This window comes from Providencia sp. NPDC089933 (assembly GCF_049545585.1).
Classification (GTDB): domain Bacteria; phylum Pseudomonadota; class Gammaproteobacteria; order Enterobacterales; family Enterobacteriaceae; genus Providencia; species Providencia huashanensis.
Genome location: NZ_JBMWDT010000002.1, coordinates 364966 through 384122, shown reverse-complemented (window position 1 = coordinate 384122; position 19157 = coordinate 364966). Strand labels below are relative to the sequence as shown.

Sequence of the window (19157 nt, the reverse complement as noted above, 5' to 3'; positions counted from 1 at the left end):
TTGTGCATTAGTTACCAAGTTCTTTTTCAATCCCTGGAGCTAGCATGATGTTTTTAACTCCATAAAGTGTTGCTCTGTTCTTTAAATACAATTGAGCTCCACCATCTTTTAGTGTGGCGTTGGAAGAACAATCCACATTCCATTGTCTGAGTAAATAGCCTGCCGTTGCCGCTCTAATCTCAACTTTCATCACGCCCCCCGTCATGCCATAGTCTAGCTCAATCGCTTCACTGTGCTCAATACGAGGATGCGGCACTAACTCTAGCTCTACAAAGCGATTCCATTGCCGGTCTTGGGGTTCGAGCTCCATTTCAGACAAAGTGGAGTCTTCAAGCACAACCGCAGCTTTAATTCGAGTCAGTACAAAGTCACGAAATTCACCATGCTCGCGGTCAAAACCACGAACATGCCAACGCAGGCCATTGTCCACCAGCGTATGCGGCACAATTTCACGTATTGTTTCACCTCTCGATAACGACACATAGGTGATACGCAAGGCTTTACCTTTGTGGATAGCCTCGGTTACTTTCGCCACTATCGATAAACTCGGTTTGTTAAGGTGATAAGGCGCTTCACACGCAAAAGGCGGTTTTACCTTGCCAGTAAAGCCATCTCCGAACCCTTGGCTAATCGTCGCCAATGTTCGAACGACGTCGTAGTCGAACAAGGGTTCAAATGCTTCACCTCGCTTATGCAGCTTGAGCTTTTGGTCATACTCAATGTTACCTGGTGCAAGCACTCTGTATAGCGCGAAGTCTTTCGTTGCTTGTGTAGCCGCTATGCTGAAGCGATTGACTAAATCTGCCCGTACCGCTTCACCCTTAAACAATAAGGTGAAATCGATGTGAGCAATGCGATCCCGGATTGCTTGTGGCAACTGCGCTATCTCCGAAAGCCTATATGACTTCGCCCCTACCGTTTGTTTCAGACCATCATTTATCATGCGTCTTGTTTATCCCATTCAAGCAATGTCTTAATACTCTGTTTATCAAGTCATGACTAGCATCGCATCATCACATTAAACTGATCCGCTCAACGCAGTTATTCATCCACACTGACTCAATCATCTCTACGGGTTGAAGCTGGACTGATGGATATAAAGTACGGAATAAGCTCCAACCTAATTAATTTTATTAGACCTTATCCTATCATAAATTATTTTATAAGGAAGACTAAAAACCTACCCCAGAAGGGATTGTCAGAATGTCGTAACGGGCAATTTCTGAAGGTGAAAATATGACAGGTAGCAGATTACGGATCAGCGATGAACTCTGAAAAAAATAGCACTGCTTATTACTGAGTACAAAACTAATCATCCGCGCGGCACTCACCGTAAACGTGTTTAAACCGTGCTGCCATGAATGCCATATTCTTTCTGCTCAGGACTGGCGGTTAGTGGAACGCCCTGAATGCCACGGGATATGTTCTTCGAGTTCTACACATCGACGCTTCCTTGAATGGCGTGATACCGGTGTCTTTGAGCGCTTTTGGCAGAACGGTTTGCTTGCATGTAAACAGCTGGACGGTAGGCTCTAAGTATATGCTACACCTGCTACATGTAGCAGGTGTAGCAGGTTACCAATTTTTATTTCACAAGCATCAATGAAAAAATTTATTCATCATCAATCTTATTTACTATATTCAAATCCCCCACAATTTGGTGATATATTCAATCTGTTGAGTAACCTTAGTTAAGCGTATCCCCCCATCGCTGACTATCTTCATTGAGCAAGCAGGAGTATTGATTATTCCATTTGATAAAGAATTAGGTAGCTAAAGAGATCCCTGATAGAAAGAACATGTAGATAATCTAGTGTAAGCGACTCATGATATATTTAATAAGGGCAACTCAGTATTACAAAAAATCTCAGATATATATTATCTCCTTGAATAGCTATCATTTTCTTTTATTTCAAGGAGTAATATGCATCAGAACGCTCACTTTAAAACCCTCCTATCGACTCTACCGACTTCATTCCAAACCTCTTTTTTCAACCAACTCAGTCAGCTCATCAACTACTCTCCCATCATCGGTTTGATGGGTAAAACGGGAGCGGGAAAATCCAGTCTGATCAATGCACTGTTTCAATCGTCATTATCACCTGTGAGTGATGTTTCAGGCTGCACACGCCAAGCCCAACGCTTCAGCATGACGATGAACAACCATACTCTCACTTTTGTAGATTTACCCGGCGTGGGGGAAAGCCTTGAGCGGGATAAAGAGTACCACCAGCTCTATCGCAACTTATTACCAGAATTCGATTTAATCATTTGGGTACTCAAGGCCGATGACCGAGCATGGTCTTCTGATGAACAGTGCTATCGCTTTCTCACGAAGAAATGTGGTTACCAACCTAGTCAATTTCTATTTGTCTTGAACCAAGCCGATAAAATAGAGCCTTGTCGCCAGTGGGATGAATACAAGCATCAGCCATCCTCAGAGCAGGCCTATAACTTAAAATTAAAGCAACAAGCCGTCATAACCGCCTTTAAGCCGCATCATCCTGTGATAACAGTTTCTGCGGTCGAAAACTACCAACTCACTGAATTAGCAGAGCAACTCATACAGGCGTTACCGGCGCAAGCCAGTAGCGGAGTAGCTAGGCAACTGAACACCTCTTACCGGACGCAATCGGTGGAGAACACCGCACGTAACGATTTTGGTCAATGTGTCAGTGATATTGTGGATACCTTAATCAATATCATTCCCTTGCCGCCATTGATAAGAAGTACGGTTAGCACCGTTAAAAACAGTATCGTCTCCGTCGCTAAATCCCTGTGGAGAATGTTCTTTTAACCTCTTACATTAAACCATTAATTATCACTCTCAGCGCCAGTCCCGTTAAGGACTGGCGCTTTTTTATTTCTTTTTCTTGGAGTATCAACTGATGAATAATTCAACTGAATGTGCAATTACAATGACACTCGTTCCCGATGAGCAACGCCTGGATTTTTGGATCAACCACTTCGGAAGCGTGAAAGGCTGGAGCACCTTTGAAGTGGTCATCTTTACCACTATGGGGCAGTTTTGTGAGGACTACCACGGCGGGTATTGGGAATATTGTACCTTATCCAATGGTGGCGCCTTTATTTATCCCGATTTACCTCAAGAGACACTGACGCTGTTCAACCCACATAACGGTAACGAAGCCAACGTCAGTTGCGAAGCGGCAGGCATTGCCGTGTGTTTGATGATGTACAGCTTATGGTCATTTCAAACGGAAAGTGACATCCTCGTCGATCGCTTTTATCAATTGCGTGATTATGCGGCGCAACACCCAGAACGTTCCGCCATTTTCCATCTAATCGATTAACCACGTCCTTATTTACGCCTTCGTATTATCTGATTCATTATAAAAGCATCATCAGACTAACCCATTAATTAACTTACATTTATTTTTATATCTATATTATTTTAGTGAATCAATCATCAGAATGAGTCACTAAAAATGATACTCAATATACCTATCATTTCTAGAAAGCTCTGCACCGCAAGGTGTAGGGCTTTTTTGCTTATTACTGTCTATCAATATCGACTGAATTGGAGTTCTATTATGTTTACCTTACAAGAGCAAGAATCAACTGTTATCAAAACCAATCTCGTTCACTCCAGTGGCCGTCATATCTTCTGGCGTTTCTACTTTGGGACGGTGCCCGATTGGCAACGTATCGAGGGCGATATTTTTAACATGATGGCGAAGCTCTGTCATCGCTATCAGGGCGCGTTTTGGGAGTTCACCATGTTATCGAATGGGGGGGCTTTTATCTGGCCTGAGATGATTGAAATCACCTTGCCGATGTTTAACCCTCATAATGGTAACGAGGCTGAGTTAAGCCCTGAAGCAGCCGGTATCGCAGTCTGTCTAATGGTGTATAGCATCTGGTCGTTTAAAACCGAGAGTTCTGTGCTGGTAGAGTATTTTTACCAACTTCGTGACTATGCGATGCAACATCCCGAGCAAGCACAAATCTTTCACCTAATTGACTAAGTTATTGATAACGCTTTAATACAGCGTCCACCAGCTTATCACCTCACTTATTTCCTTTATCTTATTTTAATTTATCAGTGTTATCACTGAGGAGGCCCCCTATGTCTCGTTTAGCTTCTCGCTTTGGTGCGGCGAATAGCATTCGCCGTGACCGCCCGTTAACTCTCGAAGAGTTATTTCGCACAGTACCCAGTGTGTTCTCTGAAGAAAAGCATGAATCTCGTAGCGAAAAGTATACTTATATTCCTACGATTACCTTATTGGATAGCCTGCAAAAAGAAGGTTTTTATCCGTTCTTTGCATGCCAAACTCGTGTGCGAGATGACAGCCGTCGTGATCATACTAAGCATATGTTACGGCTCCGACGTCATGACCAAATTACGGGTAGCCAAGTGCCTGAAATCATCTTACTTAATAGCCATGATGGCTCCAGTAGTTATCAAATGTTACCGGGCTTTTTTCGCTATGTTTGTCAAAATGGGCTGGTTTGTGGCGATACCTTTAGGGAGGTCAGAGTTCCCCATAAAGGTAATGTCGTCGATAAAGTGATTGAAGGGGCTTACGAAGTGTTAGATACGTTTGATGCTATCGCTGAAAAACGTGAGCAAATGCAGTCCTTACTATTACCGCCACCAGCACAACAGGCCTTGGCGCATGCGGCTTTAACCTATCGCTTTGGTGAGGAACATCAACCAATAACTGAAGCTCAAGTGTTACAACCTCGCCGCTTTGAAGATAAAAAAGACGATCTTTGGACAGTGTACCAACGTTTGCAGGAAAATTTAATCAAGGGAGGATTATCAGGCAGGAATGCCAAAGGTAAACGCGCTCGCACGCGTTCAGTGAATGGAATTGATGGGGATATTAAGCTCAATAAAGCGTTGTGGGTACTGACAGAACAAATGCATGCTCATTTTGCTGGACGCGAACAACTATAGCTACAGTAAACATTAAATAATCGAATCTTACGGTGAACGCGATGAAATTATCAGAACGGCAGCTAAAAACCTTGAGTAATGTGAAACTCAATTATGGCTCACTCTGCAACAAAAGGACACTCAACTCGCTGGAGAAAAAAGGAATGATTCAATGGAATACATCAAACCATTGGGTCTTAACGGAGTTCGGTTTTCATATCGATAACATGAGTAAACGGCGTTGCTTATAAAGCGTTAGCGCTAACATAAAGACTTATCCCGTATTTTGGTACTTGATAATATCGAGCACACTAATCTATTCAAGAAAGGAGAGCATTCTTTAAACATCATTTTATTCCCTTCTATTTTGACTCACTCTCTCATCAACTCTTTTTCTTATTTAAGCACCAAAACAACAGTTGATCGATTACGCCGATCGATAACCGTTTATTGATAGTTATGATCGATATTACCGATCGTATTTTAATTATTGATAGGTAAAACAGATCGATTAAGTTAAACTGTCTCACGCTAAATTATCTTTATGTCAGTGATATTAAGGTGATTGAGTCAAATCTTTCATGCCTTCCACTGACATAACGCGATTCAACCATACTTAATGTGATATTGATTAAAAGGAAATCAATCATGAAAAAAGCGTTTATTGTTCCCGCCCTAATGGGGTGCATTTCATTACCAGCATTCGCTAACACGGATGACAGTAAAACGGGGCTTTATGTCACGGGTAAAATGGGCGCATCCATTGTGCAAATGTCTGGCCAGCAGTTTGTCTACAGCGGCTATGCTGATGCCGGTGATAATGGTACAAAAAATGGAGATAGCCATCGGACTGGCGTATTTGGCGGTGGACTTGCGTTAGGTTATGACTTTTCCAATCAGTTTGATATCCCTGTTCGCGCTGAATTGGAGTTTATGGCGCGTGATAAAGCGAATTCAACCTACAATATCCGCGACCGTGTGCGTAATGGCGTACATCAAACTCGTGATATTAAAAACCAAATCAAACTCAATACGTTAATGGTCAATGGGTACTACGACATTAAAAATAGCTCAAATTTCACGCCGTATATCTCTGTCGGGCTAGGCTATGCGGCCGTGGATTTTAAAACCACCCGCGCTGATGCTTATACTCCAGGACTCTCTCTGCATGATACTCACACGCATACCGCCAATAACTTTGCCTGGAGTGTCGGTGCGGGGGTGAACTATGCCATCAATGACGATTGGGATATGGGTCTAAGTTATCGCTATTTAGATGCTGGAAAAGCCGACATCACGACAGCGGTAGGCGATGGGGAAAACACCTCAAAAATCAAAGTGAAGGCCAATGACATCATGCTTGGTTTAACTTACCGATTCTAATCTCTGGCATTCAGCCTTAAAGATTACCCTCAACTTACCTAGCCAACATGCCTTTTTGATGTTGGCTATTTTATTGATTAAACAAAAAAATAACCACGGTTAAATTTTAACCACAAAAAAATTGTAATAAAAAGAGGTAAAAATGAATTCAATTAATCATATTCGTTTAGGTGTTGAACGAATTTTTTTCATCATTAGCTTAGTGCTAGTATTCGGTTTTACAGTCATCATCGCCAATCACTATAAGGTCGACTTATTTATTGGTAAGCCCTTAATGTATCTACTGTATTACCTTATCGCGATGTTAGCTCCACTCTTGATTTCTCAAATATTGTTGTGGGTCATTTATGGGTTTAAGGGTATCCCATTCCGTTTAATGCTAACGCGAAAAATTTTGGCATTCGTCTTCGCTTTCATCGCCTCTTTATGTGTTATCTACCTATTGCTCATCGGGATTATTCCTTTTATGGTTTTTGACCATGCTTTAATTTTTATACTTTATGAATACTTTTTTATTTTCCTTCTTTTCGCCTGCCTTATCGGACTGAGCGCTGGCGTTATTGTCTATATCCATACCGTTAAAAATGTATCCCATCCATTTCAATACCCGCATCCTATTTTCCGTTTAATGACATTCTTAGCGCTATACCTTGTCATTATGAATGCCTTAGCGATAGGCATTGGCAACCAAATCAATCTCAATATCATGGTGATTCTAGCGGGTACTATCGCAGGTTATGTGGGGTATTGGGGGTATGGCTTCCTACAACAATACACGGCAACGCGTTCTCGAAAACTCAGGATAACCCTGTCAACAATCATTTCCCTTGTTATCTTAGCGCTACTGGCACTCCTTAACGTTCTATTGCCTAACCGATTAAATATGTTCGGATTATTCCTGCTATTTTTTATCGAACTGGCTATTGCAATCACATTAGGTCGACTCACCTATCAGAAAAACAACCATCAGAAAGACGGTTCAACAATGGGAGTAAATCATGAGTAAATACATCTTCATTTTCATGACTTTTTGTCTCAATTTTACCGCGAGCGCCTTTAACACGAATGTATTTGATACCGCCATCGATAAAAGTGGTTTTACACCAATGTGTAATAACCAAGCGATTGCCGATAAGGATTGTCGTGTTGACGATTACCTCGAGGGACGTTATGTCGTCACGAGCACAGTGAATCTGGGCGCTAAATGTGCCTTCGTAATTGCCGAAGTGATTGATAGTCAAACCAACCAACTATTTAGTACATCAACTGGCGATTGTGAAGACGGCCCTCTCGATACCTATTACCGCTTATCCCGTATTAACAAAAAAGTGTGGCTGGATGCTTACAGTCAAGGAAAACACATTGACCATGTGGAGGTTATCTTTCAATGAAAAATCGCACATTAAATAGCCTTTCTTTTGTGGGAATTATCGCAATCGTCACATTGGGGATTTATTTCGGCAAACAACCTAAGCCAACCTATCGAGATTGTGTTGAGTTCAGCTCATCTCCTGCCAATACGCTTCAGATTTATGATCAACCCGATAGAGGTTCCAAGTCTATCAACTATCAGCCCACATCAGGTAAAGAACAATTCTGGGTCGCAAAACGAACAGTTGATGAACAATGGGTACAACTCTACCATGCCATAACACTTTTTGATGATTTACCTGAATCGGCTAAACTCGGATGGGTCAGTGCCAAGAACATAAACACATTGGGGATAGTTGAGTGCATGACTAAGAATTAGAGCTCATGATAAAATAATAATCGAAGGTGGGTATTGTTACCATTACTTCACCTTTATTATTTTACTAGTCTCAATTCGAACTCGTTATATCCAAATTGAGTCCAATACTAGCCAATACAATCGGAGGGAAGCCAAAATAAAATGGCATACTGGATGGCATACTCATAAAACCTAAAAAACAAAAATGCCATGCTAATCAATAGCATGGCGTTGAATTCTGGCGGAGGAGGAGAGATTCGAACTCTCGGATGGTTGCCCATCGGCGGTTTTCAAGACCGCTGCCTTCAGCCGCTCGGCCACCCCTCCGCAATGACGAGCACTATAAACATCCTCTGATTGGATGTAAACCCCTAATTTAATCATTCGCTTTAAAAATATACGCATTTCATACCGTTGGGCGAAAATATCAACATTCTAACGACTTTACTTGGGTTATTTCTCTATTTTTGTTAAATTCATACTCTAATTTTATTTGGATTAAAAATGAGTATGTTGGTTTTTAACAATCAAGAAATTAAAACAGACCCGCAGGGCTACCTGCTTGATAGCCAACAATGGAGTGAAGACCTCATCCCTCTACTTGCGCAGCAGGAAGGCATTGAACTCACCAATGAGCATTTAGAAATTATCCGTTTTGTGAGAAATTTCTACTTGGAATTCAATACCTCACCGGCCATTCGTATGTTGGTGAAAGCGGTTTCTCAGCAATTTGGCGAAGAAAAAGGCAATAGCCGCTATTTATATCGGTTATTTCCTAAAGGGCCCGCAAAGCAAGCGACAAAACTCGCAGGCCTACCAAAGCCAGTAAAGTGCATTTAATTTCTTCCTAATAGCGGACGGAAAAGTCCGCTATTGGCTCAGTTTGCCAACTTTCAGTGAAGAAATGGTCGATATTAGCCCCCGGAGGCCCACCTGCTTTAAGCCATTCATCTACAAATTCAATATCTTGCTCTGAACCATAAATGGCCAGCCTAACACTGCCGTCATCTCGATTACACACAAAACCTTTTATGCCATTTTGGTTAGCCCAATGATAGGTTTGATAACGAAACCCAACGCCTTGAACACGCCCATAAATGTAAAAATTGCGACCTGATGCAGTCATATAAGCCTCCATTGTCAGAGCATAATATATAGATACCTTTTTTTAGCAGTTGTTTTTTATTCATTGAACAGATAATCTGCTAAATGAGGCACTGCTTTTCATAGTTGCGTATAAAGACAGTGTATTGCGTTATTGATAATTGTCCATACTTCGCTTGAAAACGCACAACACTGCCCATATATAAATTGAAGTACAAGCAAGGCTTTTAGGAGGTCGCTATGATGATCACCAGTAAATATGGAATCGGGCAACAAGTCAGGCACAAGCTTCTCGGCTACCTAGGTGTCGTTGTTGATGTAGATGCTGAATATTCGCTCGAACAACCACATGATGATGATATTGCCGCAAACAGCACACTACGCGATCTGCCTTGGTATCATGTTGTAATGGAAGATGACAACGGGGATGCTGTTCATACCTATTTGGCTGAAGCTCAAATCACTTACGAGACTGCTGATGACCACCCAGAACAACCTTCTATGGATGAACTGGCAGAATCAATAAGGTCTCAGTTATTAGCGCCACGTCTGCGTAACTAACGGCTTTATCATTCATGAACGCTCCGTAAAGCAGCTCACATGCTGCTTTACTTTTATCATCAATGAAAGGCTACTTTTCAAGCCCTAAAGCGGGTATTTCCTGTTTTGGGCATTTATCCATAACAAATTGTAACCCTGCCTGCAACGCAATACTTTTAGCTTCTTCGCTAATAACCCCTTGTTGCAACCATAATACTTTCGCTTTAACTTGCACTGCTTCTTTAGCGACACCAACAGCGGCTTCTGCATTGCGGAACACATCAACCATATCAATGGGTTGAGGTATATCACTAAGTTTTTCATACACTAACTGACCTAATAACTGTTGGCCAGCCAATTTAGGGCTAACAGGAATAACGGTATAACCTTGATGTAAGAGATATTCCATGACTTCATAACTTGGCCTATTGGCTTTATCACTAGCCCCAACTAAAGCGATGGTATTGACACTCTTTAAAATTTCAGCAATTTCTTGATCTCTCATCAAAATATCTCCTAAAATCAGTAAACTATTCATTAGCATTATGGTATATGTTGTACTTCTTTGCTCACACAGTTTTAAAGATGCCTATCTCACATCTTATTTAAGGGAACCTCATGGAATCAACAACCCGTAAAATTGCTGCATCAAAAAATATCGCCTTGGTTGCCCATGACCACTGCAAACCCTCGTTATTATCTTGGACAAAAAAGAATAATGAGCGACTTAAAGTGCATAAATTATATGCCACAGGGACTACTGGTTCATTAATTAGCCAACATACAGGGTTACCCGTCACCAGTATGATGAGTGGCCCAATGGGCGGAGACCAACAAATTGGCGCGATGATTGCGGAAAAAAAAATCGACCTATTAATTTTTTTCTGGGACCCACTTAATGCTGTACCGCATGATCCTGATGTTAAAGCATTATTACGTTTAGCTACCGTATGGAATATTCCCGTAGCCACCAACCCAGCAACCGCTGATTTTTTAATCACATCACCTTATTTTGATGACAATATAGAAATCGTGATCCCTGACTACCAAAACTACCTAACAAAACGCACTAACTAGTTTACTGGGCATGTTCGCATGCCCATCCCCCTAAGGCTTTTTCTGTTTTGGGACACCTAATTGTTTAAGTTCTTCAACAAATTCTGATGGTAATTCGGGGTTATATAATAACCAAACTTGCTGTTTAGCCCTTGTTAAGGCCACATACAGTAACCGCCTTTCTTCTGCATGCTCAAAATCTTCAGGTTGTGGCAACAGTGCTTGCTCAATAATTGACTCCCTTGCCGGCGCAGGGAAACCATCCTTACCACTGTTTAAGCCACAAATAATCACATAATCTGCTTGCTGCCCTTTTGATGCATGTACCGTCATAAATTCAATCGTCAATTTTGGCCAACGGGTATGCGCTTTATTCAAAATTTCAGGTTTTAAATAATGATAACGTGCCAGTACTAATATCCTTTCATCATCAAGTACATAGCCGCTCATTTTATCCAATAACCGTTCCAATGCTTGTTCATATAGAAGAACAACTGATTTTTTACTACCTTTAGTTAAGCTATTTAATGGCTTATGAAGCTGAATTGGATTTTGTAAAATAAACCGATTCGCAATATCGCCAATACGTTCATTGAAGCGATAGGTTGTATCCAAAGCACAAAGCTCCCCTTCCCCAAAATTATTTTCAAATGAGGTGGTCAGGTCTAATTCAGCGCCACTAAAACGGTAAATAGCTTGCCAATCATCGCCCACTGCAAACAACGTTGTTTGCTTATTTTGTTGACGTAACGCTTGAAGCAATTTGGCTCTAAGAGGTGAAATATCTTGGAATTCATCAACTAAAATATGTTTCCATGGGCTAATAAAGCGCCCTTTTTCTAAAATATTCACCGCCTGATGAATTAACCCAGAAAAATCAACCGCACCTTCCTCTTTTAGCGCACTTTTCCATGCTTTTAATAATGGTGCCATCAAACGAATGCGTTTTTGGAAAAGATCTTTAATTTCATCATTGACCTTATCTACCATATCCTTTTGGCTACCACCATGCATACGCATTAAGCTTAACCAACGTTCTAAACGCGCAGCAACTTTATGGCTTATTTTGTCATCATTCCAAAACTCACCATCGGGAATTTCCCATTGCAGCTCTTCAGTCAGCCACTCTCGCCAACCTTTCGCTTGAGCCTTTTTCGTTGAACATTGCTCTCGCCATTCTGTTAATAACAATGTTTGACGTTTTTGACTGTTGGTTTCGAGTTCACTGATAACCGGTGATTTTTTACTACCTTCCCGAATAATATGCAGAGCAAGCGCATGAAATGTTTTCGCTTCGATATCCTGCTGTAAACGTAGCTGAATGCGCTGATTCATTTCATCGGCAGCTTTGCGACCAAATGCCAGCAATAAAATTTGCTTTGGTTCTGCCAGCCCTCTTAGTATTAGCCAGCCTGCTCTGGCGACTAAAACCGACGTTTTCCCACTACCAGCACCTGCCAGCACTAACACATTATCTTCGCCGTTAATGACAGATAGTGATTGTGAGTAATTTAATGGTGAAGATTCAACTTGTTGGAAAAAATCGTGATAACGCACCAAAACAGACTCGCACCACTTTTCATTAATTTGCTTGCGACATTTTTCACTGTCATTCAACCACTTAAGGCAAAATTGATACTGAGATGCACAATTTTCAAACGATGGAATACGTACTAACGGTAAAGGAAGTGATGAAAAGTTCTGAGTAATTTTGTCTTTGATGCTGCTAACTTGACGTAAACCAAGCCAATGATCTTGTTTTATCAGTTGTTCAATGGTTTTCACCAATTCAGTCAATACTTGCGCACTGACTTGGCTCATTTCGGCACTCCATTGTTGCCATTTTTCATACAAATAATGGTAAAAACGTTGAGTTTGTTTCCACTCTGTACCGTGTAAACGCACAACTTGTTCGTTCACAATTTCAAATTCTAATTCCCCCCAAACAATGCCCCTCTTACAACGAAGGTCAATAAGTTCATTGAATGGGATAAGATATTGGTGGTTTTCACCACTGACTTCGATACCTGCGTTGAGTAAGCGAACCCGATTGTAGGGATGCTGAGCCAGACGCTGTCCAATCTGTGTTGATTTCAGTTCCATACGTCCTGCACCTGAAAAAAATCAATGACAAAATACGGTTGGCTTGATTCCAAACGGTTTTTTATTCCCTGCAAACACGCTATCCTATATAAACTAGAGCTTGTCTTACCTCTGAGGTACTTTGTGTTAACACTGCTTACCAGTTATCGCCGCGTGCTATATAACAGCCATATTTTATATTATATCCGAATCTTTATAGCCCTGACAGGCGCAACATTAGTGCCGTGGCTTTTAGGGCAAGACCCTAAAGTGACTATCCCACTGACATTAGGCGTGGTTGCCGCAGCCTTGACTGACTTAGATGATAGGCTAACTGGCAGAATAAAAAATTTAATTATTACCCTTTTTTGTTTTTTTGTTGCCTCAGTTTCAATTGAGTTACTCTTCCCATACCCACTATTTTTCTTTTTTGGCCTCGCTTTTTCGACTTGTGGGTTCATCTTACTTGGTGCTTTAGGGCAACGTTATGCCACCATTGCATTTGGCGCCTTACTGATAGCCATTTATACCATGCTAGGTGTACCCATTTTTGATACTTGGTATCAACAACCTGTGTTATTACTTACAGGGGCCATTTGGTATAATATTCTAACATTAATTGGCCATATTTTGTTTCCCGTCAGGCCATTACAAGATGCCATCACTCAATGCTACCAGCAACTTTCCGCCTACCTAGACGCAAAAGCTAACTTATTTGACCCTGATCTTGAAGATGATTATCAACAATCAGTTTATGATTTAGCTTTAGTAAACAGTAATTTAGTCAACACAATGAACCAAGCGAAAATTGCTTTATTGAGCCGACTTAAAGGTGATAGAGGCCAAAAAGGGACTCGTAATACGCTGCATTACTATTTTGTTGCACAAGATATCCATGAACGTGCTAGCTCGTCTCACATTCAGTATCAACAACTTAGTCGCACCTTACGCCATTATGATATCTTATTTCGTTTTCAACGCTTACTAACCATGCAAGCAAGAGCCTGCCAGCAAGTTGCTCAATCCGTATTGCTACGTAAACAATATCAACATAATCCACGCTTTGAACGAACTTTCAGCTACCTTGAAAACTCACTATTATTACTTAAGCAGCAATCCCCTGAATTACATGCAATAAAAGCACTGCATAATTTACTCAAAAATTTAAAGGGAATTGATGTTCAACTTAAAGGGCTAAGCCTTGAGCAAAGCTCATGGCAACAAAATAATAAACAAGTAGAACAATTGTCTGACGAATCATTATCAGGCTTTAATGATATTATTACACGGGTTAAGCATCATTTAACCCCAAAATCATCGTTGTTTCGCCATGCAGTTAGGATGTCAATACTTCTTTGTACTGGTTACGCGATTATCCAACTATTTGATATGGAAAGAGGGTATTGGATATTACTCACTAGTTTATTTGTCTGCCAACCTAACTACAGCGCCACTAAACGCCGTTTAGCACTGCGTATCATCGGGACTATCGTTGGTATCCTAATCGGGTTACCATTACTTAATTTAATCCCATCAATTGAAGGCCAGCTTACCCTTATTGTGATCTCTGGCTTACTGTTCTTTATGTTCCGTAGTAGCCAATATGCACAAGCTACCCTTTTTATCACTTTGTTAGTGCTTTTTTGCTTTAACTTATTAGGAGAAGGGTTTGATGTCGCATTACCTCGGATTATTGACACCCTTATCGGCTGTTTTATCGCACTACTTGCTGTAAGTTTTATTTGGCCTGATTGGAAATTTCGCCAACTTCCTCAGGTCATTCAAAAAACAATGGACAGTAATTGTAGGTACCTTGATGCCATTTTACTGCAGTACTACCAAGGTAAAGATAATAGCCTTGAATACCGTGTTGCACGCCGTGATGCACATAATAATGATGCAGAATTTGCTTCTATTGTCTCCAATATGGCATCAGACCCCAAATCTTACCGGATCACCCAAGAACAAGCTTTCAGACTTTTATGTTTAAACCATACACTACTTAGCTATATTTCCGCGTTAGGTGCGCACCGTGAAAAAGTCCATAATGAGGATAACTTGGCACTGTTAAATGATGCAATTTGCTATGTTGAATCTGCCTTGCAAACCAACATACTAGACTCTCAAATTATCGATGAAAAATCTGATAGGCTGCGCCAAAACTTATTACAGCGAATCGATAACATTGCAAAAAGTGACGATGAAAAAACATTACTTATTATGGAACAAACTAAGCTTTTACTTGAACTTGTACCTGAAATAAAGCAAATGATCCGAAAAATCAGTGCATAATAAACATACCGATGAGCGGGTATTAAAATATATAAATATCCTTTCTACCCGCTTATTCTTCTCATATTAGTATTGTCTGGTTTTGAGGTAGCCTGCTATAAGTTTCCTTTGATTTATATTAGGCAATTACCTCGATGCGAGTTCAAAACTGTTATACCAAGTAATCAATTCTTGCTTAGTATTCTTTGGCAATACAGCACTATGACAGCCTTCTATTGCCGCTGCTAGGCCAATTAATAATTTAATACTCGGGTCATGCCGCCCATGTTGCTTAAGTTTGATAAAACACGCTTTTGCGCCCATCGTACGTAAATCATCTACATGAGAAATTCCAATTTTCCCCAATGCCCTCTCAACTGACATATTCATATTTGGCAAATCTTTGATACGCATTGTGATGGACTGTTTTTGTTTTAATTCTTCAATTGCAGAACGATAAGCGAGTTCAATATATTGGAGACACAAGACTTCATCGCCCCAAATTTGTTCAGAAAGTTGGTAATATCGCATTTCCAAAGGTATGCCTTTCTTACTATAAACAAGCCGATTAAGCCCTGAAGCCTCAAAATGGCTTCTAGCTACTAGACACCCTCGTAAATAATATTTCCCATCCAGCACTAACCCTACAATGGCATTATCAACTAATAGGCAAAAACCGCCGAAGTGATTTTTACGCTTTAACTCTCCGAATTGACCTAACAAACGAGATAAATTAAAAAATTTTTCTTCTTCTAATAACATATACCTTAACTCCTTTTTGGGTATGTTTCATTTTTATCCTTGAGAGAATCAATTTTATAATTTCTTGCTTTACAAACAATTACACCTAGCCAATTTTGAGAGTTTCAATAAAAAATGCCAAGAAGAATGCAGCGGAAAACAACAAAGTTGCGAAGCGCTTTGAAAAAATAGGCTTGATATTGGATAAATATACAGTTACTGTATGTTCATACAGCATTGTAACGAGGTTAATAATTATGAGCATCTATTCTTGGAACAACACAACAGAACATTCTCTTAATAATTACGCACAGTCCATCCCATCCATTGAGCTTGCGAGTAACTCTACACAACAAGGTATGGTGAGCGAACTCGTTTACGATGAAAAACATCCAATCATGGACTATATTTTGCTTCCAATGCTCCGCCAGTTTGGGGCTCAATCACGTTGGTTGCTCTGGCTAAGCCCAAATAAAAAACTGAGTAAACACTGGTTAGAACAAGCAGGCATCCCTACGAATAAGGTTATGCAACTAAGTCACATGGAAACCATAACAACCATAGATGCAATGGAAAAAGCCTTAAAAAGTGGTAACTATAGTGTCGTTTTAGGCTGGTTGCCTGAACTGAACGAACAAGATTTTGTTCGTTTACAATATGCGGCTCAAGAAGGTCATTCTATTGGCTTTATTATGCGCCCACAAAAAACATATAATATGGTAAGTATGCAATCAGGACAGTCAAACCACCTAAAAATTCACTCAAATCATTATCACTAGCCAAGATTAAGAATTTTCTTACTAAATTTAACCTTTAGAAATATTTATCTCTAAAGTGAAATGAAAAGTATTGCAGATCAATTAGATAGACAAAAAACAATCATAATACAAAATATACATATCTCCCTGATTTATACACTAAAAAAATACTTTTTTTAACGTTTATTGCTCACTCTACTTGTATCTTTTTAAGTTCGTTGTAGACTTTAGCTTGTTAAGCTTATGGCATTATTTTTTACTTTTATTATTTTTTTGTAGATAATGTCAGCGAAACCTAGCAAGTAAATTGAACCAATGGCACATAATAAGGCTCAGCGAAGCCAAGCCAATATTGGATGATAACGAGGCGTAAAATGAAAAAAACAGCTATCGCAGTAGCAGTGGCAGTAGCAGCTTTTGCAACCGTTGCACAAGCAGCTCCAAAAGATAACACTTGGTATACCGGTGCTAAATTAGGTTGGTCTCACTATGAAGATACTAGCCTAAACCCAGCTAAAACTGGTACAGACTATGCAGGTTGGGGTACAGTTGGTAATTCAACTGACCGTGATACTATTGGTGCTGGTGCATATGCTGGTTACCAATACAACCAATATATGGGTTTTGAACTGGGTTATGACTGGTTCGGTAAAATGAAATACAAAGGCGCTGGTAACAGCGGTGACCTGAAATCTATGGGTGTTTCATTAACTACCAAATTAAGCTATCCAATCATGGATGACTTAGACGTTTACACTCGCTTAGGTGGTATGGTTTACCGTACTGAAGCTAAAGCTCACCAAAATGGCGAACGTTTCAAAGAAACTGATACTGGTGTTGCACCTGTATACGCATTGGGTCTTGAGTATGCAATCACTCCAGAGTGGGCAACTCGTTTAGACTACCAATGGGTTAGCAACTTAGGTGATAAAGACAATATCGGTACTCGTCCAGACAACGGCATGCTGAGCGTTGGTGTTGCATACCGCTTTGGTCAAGAAGATACTCCAGTTGTTGCTCCAGCTCCAGTTGTTGAGCCAGCTCCAGTTGTTGAAAACAAACGTTTCACACTACGTTCAGACGTTCTGTTTAACTTCAACAAAGCTAGCCTGAAACCAGAAGGTCAGCAAGCTCTGAACGAACTGTATAACGAACTGAGCAGCATCGATCCAACTCAAGGTCGCGTACTGGTAGTTGGTTTCACTGACCGTATCGGTTCACAAAACTACAACCTGCCACTGTCACAAAAACGTGCTCAGTCTGTAGTTGACTACTTAGTATCTAAAGGCGTTCCAGCAAGCGCAATCGCTGCTGAAGGTCGTGGTAAAGAAGATCCAGTAACTGGTAACAAATGTGACGCAGTTAAAGGCCGTGCAGCTCTGATCGAGTGCTTAGCGCCAGACCGTCGCGTTGAAATCGAAATTCAAGGTACAACTGAAGTTGTAACTCAACCAGGCGCTTAATTCTTAGCCCTAGTTTGAATTTTGAACTGAACAAAAAACCCCAATTATTATTGGGGTTTTTTTTATTCTTATAAAAACTAATATAACGAATATAGACCGTTTGTTATTTAGTGTTTAATCTACTTTTCGCTTCCCATTACACTTAATAGCAAGAACAACAACCATAAAGATCTTTTCAGATAGCCTAGCTGCCATCTCCTTTCGAGGCCCCTAAAATCGCTTGTAGATCCTGCTTCAATGAGCTCATTTGGCTCTCGTATTTATCTTTATGCTCAGCATCTTCGATCAACTGGATAATCGTTTCAGAAAGTGTTTTATTACGTTTTACTGCTAAATTAGACAGACGCTGCCAAACCGAAAAGGTTAGATCTATCGATTTTTTGCGAGTATGTGGGTGCTCAGCATTGAAATGACGTTTACGCCTTGCACGAATGCTTTGTTTCATTCGGTTATCAAGCTCAGGATTCATATGTAATGAAATCCACTTAAGCACATCAATCGGTCTATTTTCCATTTTTAACAGCAAATCTATCGCTTCTTTTTCTGCGCTTCGTTCTATATAGCGGGTAATCGCTTCGCCACCTCGTGCTTTATTGACGAGGTACTCCCATTTCCAGCCACATTCAAGATTTTCAAGCTGCTGATATTTCATAATTTTTCCTGAAGAAAACCGAACCTATCTTTATATTAGCAATATTATAAACAAAATGCTCAAGCAGACGTTCGATTTAGTGAAATATTCGTTTCTGCAATAAAGAAAGTAACCTGTCTTTGTAAAAATAGTGTACAATCCGCCCCCATCTGTTAACAAATTAATAAAACTGCATGTCCACTTTTGAAAATATACTCGTCATCTATGGGATTGTCGGTGTATGCGCTATGCTATTCACCCTACTCGTCACAAAAGACCCTAATTGTTTTATGCGCTTACTTAGCGCCATATTAATTGGTTTCACTTGGCCAATGACATTACCTATTGTGTTTATGTTTTCGTTATTCTAGTCAATAATTCAACAATTCTTGCTGCAAGATTGCCTATCAAAGGCTAATATAGCAGGCTTGCCCACTGGGTAATTAACAGGCCTGAAAATTGTTTATAAAACAAACGATGTTATTTGGCAAAT

Annotated in this window: 21 protein-coding genes, 1 tRNA gene and 1 pseudogene; 16 read left to right on the top strand and 7 right to left on the bottom strand. The window is 40.3% G+C overall.

The window, feature by feature from the left end; genetic code table 11:
• Nucleotides 1-7 precede the first annotated feature (7 nt).
• Nucleotides 8-943, bottom strand: a complete 936-nt coding sequence (locus tag ACPEH5_RS05425; protein ID WP_281110637.1) for a WYL domain-containing protein — start codon at nt 941-943, stop codon at nt 8-10.
• Nucleotides 944-1236: 293 nt separating this feature from the next.
• On the opposite strand from ACPEH5_RS05425, the pseudogene ACPEH5_RS05420 reads away from it, so the two are divergent.
• The 9 genes and pseudogenes from ACPEH5_RS05420 to ACPEH5_RS05380 form a co-directional block, all read left to right on the top strand.
• Nucleotides 1237-1524 (top strand): annotated as a pseudogene (locus tag ACPEH5_RS05420) (transposase); the annotation flags it as partial.
• Between the two features lie 400 nt (nt 1525-1924).
• A complete protein-coding gene (locus tag ACPEH5_RS05415) occupies nt 1925-2797 on the top strand; it encodes a GTPase family protein (RefSeq protein WP_281110638.1) in 873 nt (290 codons plus the stop codon).
• A 91-nt stretch (nt 2798-2888) separates the two neighbouring features.
• Nucleotides 2889-3314, top strand: a complete 426-nt coding sequence (locus ACPEH5_RS05410; protein WP_113532857.1) for an antirestriction protein — start codon at nt 2889-2891, stop codon at nt 3312-3314.
• A 240-nt stretch (nt 3315-3554) separates the two neighbouring features.
• Nucleotides 3555-3989: an antirestriction protein gene (locus ACPEH5_RS05405; RefSeq protein ID WP_004927121.1), complete on the top strand. Its 435-nt coding sequence runs from the start codon at nt 3555-3557 to the stop codon at nt 3987-3989.
• Between the two features lie 101 nt (nt 3990-4090).
• Nucleotides 4091-4927, top strand: a complete 837-nt coding sequence (locus tag ACPEH5_RS05400; protein ID WP_281110639.1) for a DUF932 domain-containing protein — start codon at nt 4091-4093, stop codon at nt 4925-4927.
• Between the two features lie 627 nt (nt 4928-5554).
• Nucleotides 5555-6289: an outer membrane protein gene (locus ACPEH5_RS05395; protein ID WP_144140893.1), complete on the top strand. Its 735-nt coding sequence runs from the start codon at nt 5555-5557 to the stop codon at nt 6287-6289.
• A gap of 142 nt (nt 6290-6431) precedes the next feature.
• The gene (locus tag ACPEH5_RS05390; protein ID WP_281110640.1) at nt 6432-7295 is read left to right on the top strand and encodes a hypothetical protein; all 864 of its coding nucleotides are present in this window, start codon (nt 6432-6434) and stop codon (nt 7293-7295) included.
• Nucleotides 7288-7680, top strand: a complete 393-nt coding sequence (locus ACPEH5_RS05385; protein ID WP_036941106.1) for a hypothetical protein — start codon at nt 7288-7290, stop codon at nt 7678-7680. The genes ACPEH5_RS05390 and ACPEH5_RS05385 overlap by 8 nt, the downstream gene beginning before the upstream one ends.
• Nucleotides 7677-8039 (top strand): hypothetical protein, encoded by a 363-nt coding sequence (locus tag ACPEH5_RS05380; RefSeq protein WP_281110641.1) that lies wholly within the window; start codon nt 7677-7679, stop codon nt 8037-8039. Before ACPEH5_RS05385 ends, ACPEH5_RS05380 begins: the two co-directional genes overlap by 4 nt.
• Before the next feature lie 218 nt (nt 8040-8257).
• Here the strand turns inward: ACPEH5_RS05380 and ACPEH5_RS05375 are convergent.
• A tRNA-Ser gene (locus ACPEH5_RS05375) sits at nt 8258-8345 on the bottom strand.
• A gap of 183 nt (nt 8346-8528) precedes the next feature.
• Here ACPEH5_RS05375 and tusE point away from each other — a divergent pair.
• Nucleotides 8529-8858: a sulfurtransferase TusE gene (gene tusE / locus ACPEH5_RS05370; protein WP_042846636.1), complete on the top strand. Its 330-nt coding sequence runs from the start codon at nt 8529-8531 to the stop codon at nt 8856-8858.
• 7 nt (nt 8859-8865) lie between these two features.
• Here the strand turns inward: tusE and ACPEH5_RS05365 are convergent, their stop codons facing one another.
• A complete protein-coding gene (locus ACPEH5_RS05365; protein WP_173424816.1) occupies nt 8866-9144 on the bottom strand; it encodes an acylphosphatase in 279 nt (92 codons plus the stop codon).
• Between the two features lie 218 nt (nt 9145-9362).
• On the opposite strand from ACPEH5_RS05365, the gene hspQ reads away from it, so the two are divergent.
• Nucleotides 9363-9683 (top strand): heat shock protein HspQ, encoded by a 321-nt coding sequence (gene hspQ / locus ACPEH5_RS05360; RefSeq protein WP_173424817.1) that lies wholly within the window; start codon nt 9363-9365, stop codon nt 9681-9683.
• 70 nt (nt 9684-9753) lie between these two features.
• Here hspQ and ACPEH5_RS05355 read toward each other — a convergent pair whose 3' ends face one another.
• Nucleotides 9754-10167, bottom strand: a complete 414-nt coding sequence (locus tag ACPEH5_RS05355; RefSeq protein WP_129466706.1) for a CoA-binding protein — start codon at nt 10165-10167, stop codon at nt 9754-9756.
• Nucleotides 10168-10280: 113 nt separating this feature from the next.
• Here ACPEH5_RS05355 and ACPEH5_RS05350 point away from each other — a divergent pair, with 113 nt between their 5' ends.
• Entirely contained in the window at nt 10281-10739 is a 459-nt protein-coding gene (locus tag ACPEH5_RS05350) for a methylglyoxal synthase (protein WP_166686775.1), read from the top strand.
• 30 nt (nt 10740-10769) lie between these two features.
• Here the strand turns inward: ACPEH5_RS05350 and helD are convergent, their stop codons facing one another.
• Nucleotides 10770-12821, bottom strand: coding sequence for a DNA helicase IV (helD, locus tag ACPEH5_RS05345; protein ID WP_129466707.1), 2052 nt, complete (start codon nt 12819-12821; stop codon nt 10770-10772).
• Between the two features lie 123 nt (nt 12822-12944).
• Here helD and yccS point away from each other — a divergent pair, with 123 nt between their 5' ends.
• Nucleotides 12945-15092 (top strand): YccS family putative transporter, encoded by a 2148-nt coding sequence (gene yccS / locus ACPEH5_RS05340; RefSeq protein ID WP_281110647.1) that lies wholly within the window; start codon nt 12945-12947, stop codon nt 15090-15092.
• A 126-nt stretch (nt 15093-15218) separates the two neighbouring features.
• On the opposite strand, the gene ACPEH5_RS05335 is transcribed toward yccS, so the two are convergent.
• Nucleotides 15219-15833, bottom strand: a complete 615-nt coding sequence (locus ACPEH5_RS05335; protein WP_129466709.1) for a TfoX/Sxy family DNA transformation protein — start codon at nt 15831-15833, stop codon at nt 15219-15221.
• Between the two features lie 236 nt (nt 15834-16069).
• On the opposite strand from ACPEH5_RS05335, the gene sulA reads away from it, so the two are divergent.
• The gene (gene sulA / locus ACPEH5_RS05330) at nt 16070-16591 is read left to right on the top strand and encodes an SOS-induced cell division inhibitor SulA (protein ID WP_042846437.1); all 522 of its coding nucleotides are present in this window, start codon (nt 16070-16072) and stop codon (nt 16589-16591) included.
• Between the two features lie 353 nt (nt 16592-16944).
• Complete coding sequence (gene ompA, locus ACPEH5_RS05325; RefSeq protein ID WP_042846438.1) at nt 16945-18033, top strand: porin OmpA; 1089 nt, start codon at nt 16945-16947, stop codon at nt 18031-18033.
• A gap of 184 nt (nt 18034-18217) precedes the next feature.
• Here ompA and matP read toward each other — a convergent pair whose 3' ends face one another.
• Nucleotides 18218-18685, bottom strand: coding sequence for a macrodomain Ter protein MatP (gene matP / locus ACPEH5_RS05320; protein ID WP_042846439.1), 468 nt, complete (start codon nt 18683-18685; stop codon nt 18218-18220).
• A 173-nt stretch (nt 18686-18858) separates the two neighbouring features.
• Here matP and ACPEH5_RS05315 point away from each other — a divergent pair, with 173 nt between their 5' ends.
• Complete coding sequence (locus tag ACPEH5_RS05315) at nt 18859-19035, top strand: GhoT/OrtT family toxin (RefSeq protein ID WP_071547903.1); 177 nt, start codon at nt 18859-18861, stop codon at nt 19033-19035.
• The last annotated feature ends 122 nt before the right edge of the window (nt 19036-19157 follow it).

Bases quoted from the DNA above. Each gene is read 5' to 3' on its own strand.
- ACPEH5_RS05425 (WP_281110637.1), bottom strand. From the start codon at position 943: ATGATAAATGATGGTCTGAAACAAACGGTAGGGGCGAAGTCATATAGG.
- ACPEH5_RS05415 (WP_281110638.1), top strand. From the start codon at position 1,925: ATGCATCAGAACGCTCACTTTAAAACCCTCCTATCGACTCTACCGACT.
- ACPEH5_RS05410 (WP_113532857.1), top strand. From the start codon at position 2,889: ATGAATAATTCAACTGAATGTGCAATTACAATGACACTCGTTCCCGAT.
- ACPEH5_RS05405 (WP_004927121.1), top strand. From the start codon at position 3,555: ATGTTTACCTTACAAGAGCAAGAATCAACTGTTATCAAAACCAATCTC.
- ACPEH5_RS05400 (WP_281110639.1), top strand. From the start codon at position 4,091: ATGTCTCGTTTAGCTTCTCGCTTTGGTGCGGCGAATAGCATTCGCCGT.
- ACPEH5_RS05395 (WP_144140893.1), top strand. From the start codon at position 5,555: ATGAAAAAAGCGTTTATTGTTCCCGCCCTAATGGGGTGCATTTCATTA.
- ACPEH5_RS05390 (WP_281110640.1), top strand. From the start codon at position 6,432: ATGAATTCAATTAATCATATTCGTTTAGGTGTTGAACGAATTTTTTTC.
- ACPEH5_RS05385 (WP_036941106.1), top strand. From the start codon at position 7,288: ATGAGTAAATACATCTTCATTTTCATGACTTTTTGTCTCAATTTTACC.
- ACPEH5_RS05380 (WP_281110641.1), top strand. From the start codon at position 7,677: ATGAAAAATCGCACATTAAATAGCCTTTCTTTTGTGGGAATTATCGCA.
- tusE (WP_042846636.1), top strand. From the start codon at position 8,529: ATGTTGGTTTTTAACAATCAAGAAATTAAAACAGACCCGCAGGGCTAC.
- ACPEH5_RS05365 (WP_173424816.1), bottom strand. From the start codon at position 9,144: ATGACTGCATCAGGTCGCAATTTTTACATTTATGGGCGTGTTCAAGGC.
- hspQ (WP_173424817.1), top strand. From the start codon at position 9,363: ATGATGATCACCAGTAAATATGGAATCGGGCAACAAGTCAGGCACAAG.
- ACPEH5_RS05355 (WP_129466706.1), bottom strand. From the start codon at position 10,167: ATGAGAGATCAAGAAATTGCTGAAATTTTAAAGAGTGTCAATACCATC.
- ACPEH5_RS05350 (WP_166686775.1), top strand. From the start codon at position 10,281: ATGGAATCAACAACCCGTAAAATTGCTGCATCAAAAAATATCGCCTTG.
- helD (WP_129466707.1), bottom strand. From the start codon at position 12,821: ATGGAACTGAAATCAACACAGATTGGACAGCGTCTGGCTCAGCATCCC.
- ACPEH5_RS05335 (WP_129466709.1), bottom strand. From the start codon at position 15,833: ATGTTATTAGAAGAAGAAAAATTTTTTAATTTATCTCGTTTGTTAGGT.
- sulA (WP_042846437.1), top strand. From the start codon at position 16,070: ATGAGCATCTATTCTTGGAACAACACAACAGAACATTCTCTTAATAAT.
- ompA (WP_042846438.1), top strand. From the start codon at position 16,945: ATGAAAAAAACAGCTATCGCAGTAGCAGTGGCAGTAGCAGCTTTTGCA.
- matP (WP_042846439.1), bottom strand. From the start codon at position 18,685: ATGAAATATCAGCAGCTTGAAAATCTTGAATGTGGCTGGAAATGGGAG.
- ACPEH5_RS05315 (WP_071547903.1), top strand. From the start codon at position 18,859: ATGTCCACTTTTGAAAATATACTCGTCATCTATGGGATTGTCGGTGTA.